Origin of the sequence: Nostoc sp. NZL (assembly GCF_015714705.1) — a bacterium.
Lineage (GTDB): Bacteria > Cyanobacteriota > Cyanobacteriia > Cyanobacteriales > Nostocaceae > Nostoc > Nostoc foliaceum_A.
On sequence record NZ_WBKL01000095.1, the window covers coordinates 55,057 to 64,675 of the forward strand.

General features: G+C 43.7%; 4 protein-coding genes and 1 pseudogene. 1 reads left to right on the plus strand and 4 read right to left on the minus strand.

All coding sequences use genetic code 11. From position 1 onward, the window contains the following. The first annotated feature begins 957 nt into the window (after positions 1-957). A complete protein-coding gene (locus tag F8R90_RS13800; RefSeq protein ID WP_196511221.1) occupies positions 958-3,810 on the plus strand; it encodes a beta strand repeat-containing protein in 2,853 nt (950 codons plus the stop codon). A gap of 84 nt (positions 3,811-3,894) precedes the next feature. Here the strand turns inward: F8R90_RS13800 and F8R90_RS13805 are convergent, their stop codons facing one another. From F8R90_RS13805 to F8R90_RS13820, 4 genes and pseudogenes are all read right to left on the minus strand, one after another. Beyond that, the gene (locus F8R90_RS13805) at positions 3,895-5,220 is read right to left on the minus strand and encodes a DUF58 domain-containing protein (RefSeq protein ID WP_196511222.1); all 1,326 of its coding nucleotides are present in this window, start codon (positions 5,218-5,220) and stop codon (positions 3,895-3,897) included. A gap of 36 nt (positions 5,221-5,256) precedes the next feature. Beyond that, positions 5,257-5,406 (minus strand): annotated as a pseudogene (locus tag F8R90_RS33845) (ABC transporter ATP-binding protein); the annotation flags it as partial. A gap of 226 nt (positions 5,407-5,632) precedes the next feature. After that, positions 5,633-8,203, minus strand: a complete 2,571-nt coding sequence (locus F8R90_RS13815; RefSeq protein WP_196511223.1) for a GAF domain-containing protein — start codon at positions 8,201-8,203, stop codon at positions 5,633-5,635. Between the two features lie 763 nt (positions 8,204-8,966). Beyond that, positions 8,967-9,569: a CPBP family intramembrane glutamic endopeptidase gene (locus F8R90_RS13820; RefSeq protein WP_196511224.1), complete on the minus strand. Its 603-nt coding sequence runs from the start codon at positions 9,567-9,569 to the stop codon at positions 8,967-8,969. Positions 9,570-9,619 lie beyond the last annotated feature (50 nt).

Consider the following 9,619-nt stretch of genomic DNA (forward strand, 5'->3'; position numbering starts at 1 on the left):
ATATAAGACATTGCCAGGCGTAGGCTAGAAAGAACCGCAGGCATCGCTGCGGTCAAAAAGAAAAAGATATATTTTTTTGTCAGTCTTTCAAGCATATCCAAAGTTTGCTCCTTTAGAACCCTGTCTTTTCCTGTCGAGGTGTCCTTACCTTGCTTTTACATTCGCGCAGCATTCCGTAGAGAAGGAGTACGGCTCAAACTAGGTAAACTCTAAAAATGTGAAGAATACACCAAGAGAATTGCCTAGCAAATAAATAAATCGGTGTAAATAATTGTTGCTGGGTTGAGGTAAGAGGCAAGAGGCAAAAGGCAATATTTATAAGGGTTTTACCTAGTTCATTTTTATTCACTTAGTTTGATTTTATTGCGCCAGCTTATTTACATTTCTCGGCATATAATGTGAAGAGTATGCAAAGATAGTTCTTGAAGTATAGACATCTAAGTAAATATTCAGTATTTAGTTAATATCAAGTTATTGAGATGTTCCCTATTTTTAAGCTAAATACCCACGGGCAATAGCCTACAACAAGGGTATGAAAATCCCTTTCTCTATCAAGAGTCAACTGTTCCCTATTTTCAAGTCACTAGGACTGACGCATTGGCAAAAAATTAAAGTATGAAGTGTTATTTTTAGGCATTTAAGCTTGATTTAGCAATATTTTTCAGTGATTGCTATTTAATCGGGAATGGTTATAAAAGCCTGAAACGACTTATTTCATTTCATCCATCTGGCTATGAATTTGTACAGTGCGTGAGACCTTGTTAATTAGATAGATGCTAGTTGTAAGCTGATCAATAGAGTGGATTTTTGAGAAACATTACTGTCCCTCAAGGGTGACATAAAAATATACCGAAAGTATTAACTCTCGGCGATTTATTGTGTTCTAAAACAGTATTAACTCAGGGCTAAGAACTTCAAATTACTGAAAAAAAACATCAATTTAGGTAGGTTAAAGTTATGACAAATATCCTTGGAACCAACGGTAATGATACTCTAGTGGGCAGTAACGACGCTGACAGGGTTAACGGCAAAGCGGGCAACGATACCATCACAGCGAAGAAGGGTAACGACACTGTAACTGGTGGTGGCGGCAAGGATAAATTTGTTTACAAATTGGGTGACGGTACTGATACAATCACTGGTTTTGGTGGCGTAGGTAAAGGAACTAATCCGACAGCAGCAGTCATTGCTGAAGTGGATACCATCAAATTCCAGGGTGCTGGTTTGACGGCTCGAAATTTACTACTCACCCAAAATGGCAAGAATCTGGAAATCACCTTTGAAGAGGAAACTGATACCATAGTTATCCTAAAAGACTTCAAACTAGAAAACTTGGATAATTTGAGAGCTTCTGGAACAAGACCAGCTATTGGTAATATCTTGTTTGATGGGCAAACTAGCATTACTGACAGCTTCAATGTCTTGGATGCCAACTCCACTGATACTAGTCTGGGCATCAAGAACACAGTGACCTTTCTCAATGACCTCGACAACAACATTAAGGGTTTAGACAACTCAAATGATGTGGTTAATGGTCAAGGCGGTAATGACAAAATCGATGGCAAAAGTGGCAACGACTTGCTGCGGGGTGGTACGGGAAAAGATACTCTCATTGGTGGTGCGGGGGATGACACCCTCATTGGTGGTACGGGCAATGACTCCCTCGACGGTGGTATTGGTAATGACCTGCTGCGGGGCGAGGCTGGGAATGATACTCTCATTGGTGGCGCTGGTGATGATTACTTGAATGTTGACTCTACACCAGGCAATAATCTGCTCTGTGGTGGCGATGGCAATGATACTCTCTCGGCTTTAGGTAACTACGATGTGGTGTCTGGTAATAACACGCTTAAGGGTGGCGCTGGTAACGATAGCTTGAACGCTGACAGTTCAGCAGGCGATAACCTACTGGATGGTGGCAATGGCAATGATTCTCTCTCTGTCTCTGGTGGCTACTACGACCCTGAGGTGTCTGGTAATAACACGCTCAAGGGTGGTGCTGGTAACGATAGCTTGAGTGCTTTCTTTTCAACAGGCGATAACTTCCTCGATGGTGGCAATGACAATGATTATCTTAACGTCAATCTTGCCAATGGTAATAACACCCTCAAGGGTGGCGCTGGTGACGATTACTTGAGTGCTAACATTTCAACAGGCAATAATCTGCTATCTGGTGGCGATGGCAATGATTCCCTCTCTGCCTCTGACTTCGAGGGCTATAGGTTTGATAACACTTCAGGTAATAACACCCTCAAGGGTGGCGCTGGTGACGATAACTTAAATGTTGATTATTCACGAGGCGCTAATCTGCTATCTGGTGGCGATGGCAATGATTCTCTCTCCGGCTCTAGCTACGGCCGCGGCTACGGAGGAAGCTTTTATAACACCACTGGCAATAACACCCTCAACGGTGGCGCTGGTGACGATAACTTAAATGTTGACTATTCATCAGGCGATAATCTGCTGAATGGAGACAATGGCAATGATTATCTCTCCGCTTCTGGCTACGAGTACGACGAGTACGGCGACTACGGCGAAGCAGTCTATCGCAGGGCATCGGGCAATAACACCCTCAATGGTGGTGCTGGTGCCGATAACTTGAATGTTGATTATTCAACAGGCAATAACACTCTCAAAGGTAGCACTGGTAACGATTACTTGAGTGCTGGGGCTTCAGAAGGCAATAACTTCCTCTCTGGGGGTGATGGCAATGATTCTCTTGATGCCTCTGAACGTGATAATAAGTACGGCGGATTCGGAGGTATCAACTCCTCAGGCAATAATACCCTCAACGGTGGTGCTGGTGACGATTACTTGACTACTAAGGCTTCATTGGGCGATAACTTACTCTCTGGTGGCGATGGCAATGATTTCCTTGACGCCTCTGGCAATGATTATAGATTCAGATTTTTTGTCTCCCCAGGCAATAACACCCTCATCGGTGGCGCTGGTGACGATAGCTTGAGTGCTGGTATTTCAGAAGGCGATAACTTACTCTCTGGTGGCGATGGCAATGATTCTCTTGATGCCTCTGGCACCGACGCATACGGAGCTGTCCCCTCCTCAGGCAATAACACCCTCAACGGTGGCGCTGGTGACGATTACTTGAGTGCTACCATTTCAATAGCCAATAACTTCCTCTCTGGAGGTGATGGCAATGATTCCTTCTATATAAGCACCATATCCCCAGATAGTGTTCCCTATTTTTCCGAGACTGATTCAGTAACTCAAACGGTTGATGGGGGAACAGGTGACGATTTATTGTCCTGTTATGCTGGCCCCTATTATCGTTATGAACCTATTGAGGGAATGACTTCGACATTCAATGCTGATACTAACATTGGCTCAATTACAGTGGGTACGAATCGAGTTAGTTACAAGAATATCGAACGATTAAATATCTCAGGTACACAATACGATGACTTGATTGTAGGGAGCAATGGCAACGATACGCTCTCTGGGGGCTATGGTGGTAATGATAGCCTCTATGGAGGAGCTGGCACTGACACCTTTGCTTTCAACAGCTTTAATGAAGGCATTAATACTATTTATGACTTCAACGCCACTAATGAACTGATTCAGGTATCGGCTGCTGGTTTTGGTGGCGGATTATCACTAGGTTCACTTCAGACAAGCCAGTTTACCATCGGAACATCTGCAAGTGCGATCGCTCAACGATTTATCTATGACAATTCTACAGGTGGTCTGTACTTTGACGCAGATGGCAATGCGGGTGGGTTTACTCAGGTAAAATTTGCCCAACTATCTACTGGATTGTCTCTAACCAACAACAATTTTGTGGTTGTTTAATCGTGATTAGCGTTTCATTGCTGTAGGGAAGTATTGCGAGGTGCGGAAAATTGCACCTCGCATTTGATGAATCAATGCAATTTGTTAAAGTTGATTCCGCGCTTTAAGTTGCAGATATCGCTCAACCACCTGATCGGCAATTTGATTTGCTGGTGCATCTAGTACTAATACACCTTTTTGTTTCAACTGAGCAAATGCTACTTGTCGTTGCATTAATAAATCGAGTGCCACTGCACGGGCATAAGCATTTGTAACATCATCTGTAAAGGTGTGTGCTAGATGATCAACTTGCGGATCTCGCAGAGTCACGCAAAATGGTAGATAACGAGGTGCTAGCTTAGAAAGTGCAGCCAGGAGTTCCGTGGAGGCGGTGACATCAATTAAGTCGGTAATCACGACTACTAGCGCCCTCCGAGTTTGTCGTTGTACAACATTTGTCACCGCCCCCAAATAATCAGATTCAAATAACACTGGTTGAATTGGAGTCAGGCGATCAATTAGCTGATTCAAATGATGTTGACCGCGTTCTGGGGGAATCCACGTATGCATTTGGCGGTCAAATACACCAACACCCACGCGATCGCCTCGATGTAACCCCGCCAAGGCTAAGGACAAAGTTGCATTCAAACCCCAGTCAAATCGCTGCAAATTCTGCACCTTTGCTGTCATCAACCGTCCGCGATCGAGCAAGATCAGTAAAGTTTGTTCTTGTTCGGGTTCTAGAACTCTCACCAGTGGCGTTGCATTACCATAGGCCCCAACCCGACGGGCGGTAGCTTTCCAATCAATAAATCGTAAATCGTCACCAGTGCGATAGTTCCGCAGTTCGGCAAACTCTGTACCAATACCAGTTTTGCGGGATTGGCGGATTGATCCTGATGATTGCAATGTCAAACGAATTGTGAGCGATCGCAACCCCACTAAATCAGGATAAACTTTCACTGGCAGACTTTGGGGAATTTGCCAATCATCCCAAGCTAATCCCCAGGTTCCCAATTGTCGAACTTGAATATTTCCCCAAGGAAACTCGCCGCGCTGTCTTGGGTTGACGGTATACGTCAATTCTTGGGTGCTGTTACTGGGAACAATAGCATGAAGTGTGGGTGCAGATACGCCAAACCCTGTTGGATAGTAATCGCAGATTTCAATTAGGGCGTTGGCATTTGGCGATGTTACTTTTAGTACCACTGGATTATCCCGCCCAATGGATAATCGTGACGGTAATTCGCGGGTAATTTGCACGCGAGAACGCCGCACCTGCAAACCATCTACAACCATCAATCCGAGAACGATCACATCAAATAGCACAGTGATGGCGATCGTTGCTTTAATGCTGAGAACAAGGTATAGCATCGGCGCGATGACTATACCCAAAAACAGCAATAAATAAACTCGTTTGGAAGGAACCATTTTTGAGAGTGAGAAATTAGGAGAATGACGATTAGCTTAACCTACGTCATCATGGGCCAAGCGATTAAAGAGGAAGTCTAAAGCATAATTACGTAGTTGGTAGTATTGTGGATCTTCCGTGATGTAGGTGTGAGCCTCTTGCAGAGTAGCTTCGCTAATGCGTGGACGAGAAAAGGCAATTTCCACTCCTCTCTCACCGAAGAGGCAGAGTGGAAGGGGCAGGGAGCAGGGGGAGCAAGCCCAACACTCTGCGTGAAGCGAAGCGGAACATGGGTATGAAGCCCCGTCTTTCCAGGACGCTTGGCTGGGGCGGAGTACAAGCTCCGTCTCAGCTTCTCCCCCCCCCTGCTCCCTGCTCCCTGCTCCCTGCTCCCTGCTCCCTGCTCCCTGCTCCCCTGCCTCTTTTGACAAGCTATGTCTCAGGAGCTTGATAAGCCTGTAGAAGCCTAGCATGATCGAGAGTAAATCCTACTTGCATGGCTATCTGAGCAAATAAATCAATCTCAGGCTGTTGCCAATTACGGGGTTCAGAACACTGATGTGCAATTAACAAGCCAAATAGCTGTTCATCTTTGATAATGGGTGCTACTAAATTTGCTTTCACACCAAAGGATTCGAGCAAGTTAATGTGACAATCAGCCAAACCGGACTCGTAAATGTTATTTGTTGCAACAACGCGACCAGACTGGTACTTTTCTATATAGCCTTCAGTGAAACAGGGATCGTAGATTTTAGAGCGCAAAACTTTGGGATAACCTGGAACCACTGATTCAGCAATTATAATTCCAAACCAATTAGCGTAAAAGCTATAAACCAGAACTCGGTCAATACTGAGTGCTTTGCGAACCTCTTGGACAGTGGTTTTGATGACATCCTCTTCGTTAAGCGATTGGCGAATACTGCGGGTAATATCTACTAGTAACTGACTTCGCATACTTTCAGCTTCGATTCGTTGCAGGAGTCTTGCATGGTCGAGAGCAAACCCCACTTGCATCGCTATCTGGCCAAATAAATCAATCTCAGATTGTTTCCAATCACGGGGTCTGGAGCACTGATGTGCAATTAATAAACCAAATAACTGTTCATCTTTGAGAATGGGGGCTACCAAATTTGCTTTCACAGCAAAGGATTCGAGTAATTCAATATGACAATCAGCCAAACCGGCTTCATAAATGTTGTTTATTGCTAGAACGCGACCAGACTGATACTCTGCTACATAACCTTGACCGAAACATGGGTCTTCAATTTCAGCTCGCAAAACTTTTGGGTAGGTGAGAACAACTGATTCGGCAATCACAGTTCCAGACCAATTAGCATTAAAGCTATAAACCATCACTCGGTCAGTACCCAGTACTTTACGAACTTCTTCTACAGTGGTTTTCAGCACATCCTCTTCGTTGAGGGATTGGCGAATGCTACCGATTGTATCCGCCAGCAACTGACTTTGCACACCCTCAGCCTCGACTCGTTGCAGGAGCCTTGCATGGTCGAGAGCAAATCCCACTTGCATCGCTATCTGGGCAAAGAAATCAATTTCAGGCTGTTGCCAATCACGGGGTCTGGAGCACTGATGTGCAATTAATAAACCAAATAACTGTTCATCTTTGAGGATGGGTGCGACCAAATTTGCTTTGACAGCAAAGGATTCGAGTAAGTCAATATGACAATCACGCAAACCAGCTTCATAAATGTTGTTTGTGGCTTGAACGCGACCAGACAGATACTTTTCTACATAGCCCTGAGCAAAACATGGGTCTTGAATTTCAGACCGCAAAACTTTTGGATAACCTGGAACCACTGATTCGGCAATTACAGTTCCAGACCAATTAGTACTAAAGCTATAAACCAGCACTCGGTCAGTACTCAGAGTTTTGCGAATCTCTTCTACGGTCGTTTTGATGACATCCTCTTCGTTGAGCGATTGGCGAATGCTGCGGGTAATTTCGATAAATACCTCAGCTTTATCTGCCTTTGTATCAACCTGTTCTAGAAGCTTGGCGTAGTCAAGGGCGAATCCTACTTGCATGGCTATCTGAGCGAACAAATCAATCTCAGACTGCTGCCAAAAACGAATTCTAGAACACTGATGTGCAATCAATAAACCGAATAGCTGTTTGCCTCTGAGAATAGGTGCTACTAAATTAGATTTAACTGCAAATTGCTCCAGCAACTCAATATCACTATCACTGAGATCGGCTTGATGGATATTATCAATAGCATGGATAGAACCATTCTGGTATTTTTCTATATAACCTGCCTCAAATCCAGGTTCAGAGACTGTAAACCCTAATATTTTCGGTAAACCAGGTGCTACTGATTCGGCGATAAAGGTTCCATTACAATTGGAGTTGAAGCAAAAGATGGTTACGCGATCGATGCTTAAAGCTTTACGAATTTCTTCTGAGGTAGTTTTAAGAACATCTTCTTCATTGAATGTTTCTCTAACCCATCGGGTAATTTTAATTAATAATTGGGAGTAATCAGCTTCGGCTTCTTTTTCCTTTATAGAACCTGAAAGCAGCTCTGTGAATAAGTTGATGTTTCTCTCTAACATCACTAATTCATCTTCACTAGCGATGAAAGTTTGAGTAAACTCACTGTCTGGACGTAGTTGGTTTTTGATAGTATTAGAAGTTGCAGCAGCTTTGCTGACTCGACTAATAGCTCGATTAGTCACAAAAACAGCGATCGCACCTGCTAAAATTGCTGTTACCCCCATACCAGTTAACAAGAGTGACAGTTGTCTCTGTAAAGCAAGTTCAGTTTCCGTTGAACTTTTTGCACTCTCTTGTTTGACTTGCGGAATTTGTTTGGTAATTAAATTAATACCGTAGTAGTAAGTAGCTGTTCCAACTGCAACGACAGGAAGGACGCTAATACTTAGTGCCCAAACAACTGCTTTAGTCTTTAAACTCCATTTTTGTTGCCACAGCCTTTGTTGACGATTTCGCCTTGCTTGGTTTTGAGAAAAAGACTGATTCATAAATGAAACCTGGTTTGCTGCAATTGAGAATCAAGTAAATAAACTCACCAACAAATTCTACACAAAACTTATTAAACAAGAATTAGCTTTCAGGAGTATTTTGAGGCACTAAGTCTTTTAGGTGATGCCCCATAACGCTTTTGTTGCCTTTGACCTCAAAAAAAGTCAGGTCTGATTAACGGGCTTGTTAACAATCAAATTGCGTAGGCGTAGCCCATCGTAGATATCACTTTGTTTGAATGTCTCATTTTCTCATCAGGTGTTATGGTTTTCTGATCAGACAGTCAAACAATTCTTTTTTTCACGAAAATCAGCGGGAATCTCATCCCTTCAAGGGGTGTCCGGGATAGCCGCCCGCCTCCAAAGTCATTGGTCATTAGTTATTAGTCATTGGTACTAATGACTAATAACTTTAGGTCTATGTATTGTAGTCTAATTGACTAAAAACTCTGTATCTACGATTGCACAAAACGCTTTACAAAAGTACACCTGTAAGGGCACGGCAGTGCCCATTGGTGTCAATTTAAGCTAAAAGCCTTTTCAAATCTCGTTTCCAGCAAGAGGCTGGAAATGCTGGTACTGGCGGCTCTGCCGCCAGCAATCGACTCGCTTAAAAAGTCCTGCACAAAAAGCATTTAGCCAGAGCGCTCAAAACTCGTAATTTATTCTATGGTTGATAGTGTACGATGCCTGAGGAGGCCACTGAGCCAAAGCGTCTCGTAGAGAAGTGCGGGCTACACCTAAGCAGTAATTCATATTAAGCTCAAAATTTATTTTTTAATTGCCGCAATTGCCATATTTTCCAGAAATAGCTAGAAATCCAATTGGTAATAATGTGAGCGACAATCGGCACTAATAAGTTGCCAGTGAGCAAGGCACTATATGCGAATATCATCCCGACAATTGTTGCCCAAATTACATAAGGCCATTGTTGGGAACCGCTAAGGTGTAAGATGCCAAAGCAAAGACTAGATACAATTACAGCTGTAATATCAGAGCCTAAAGCTGGCAACATTACACCTCTAAATAATAATTCTTCACTCAATCCCGGTAATAACCCCAGCCAAATTAAGTCTGGTAAAGCTAAAGGTTTCAGTACCACTTCTAGGTAATAATCTGCACTTTTACGATAGGCAGTCCAAAGGCGATAAGTTAAGCCACTTAACGCGGTGATGGCAAATCCCAACCCTACACCCAACAGCAACTCTCTTTGGTTCAAGTCCCAAGAAAATAGGGAAAAGTTGCCAAAGTATAACGACAGTTTGGCGACTATCAACAAAATGATTGCAGTCGCTCCCATCGCTCCAAGTACTTGGATGCGCGTCAGGTATGGAATTTCTGGCTCTTGCTTTTGTTGTTCAACCACGGGTTTTTAAGGGGAGAAGGGCAGGGAGCAGCGGAGGTAGGGGGCAGGGG

Coding starts and splice junctions, on each gene's coding strand:
- F8R90_RS13800 (WP_196511221.1), top strand. CDS start 958: ATGACAAATATCCTTGGAACCAACGGTAATGATACTCTAGTGGGCAGT.
- F8R90_RS13805 (WP_196511222.1), bottom strand. CDS start 5,220: ATGGTTCCTTCCAAACGAGTTTATTTATTGCTGTTTTTGGGTATAGTC.
- F8R90_RS13815 (WP_196511223.1), bottom strand. CDS start 8,203: ATGAATCAGTCTTTTTCTCAAAACCAAGCAAGGCGAAATCGTCAACAA.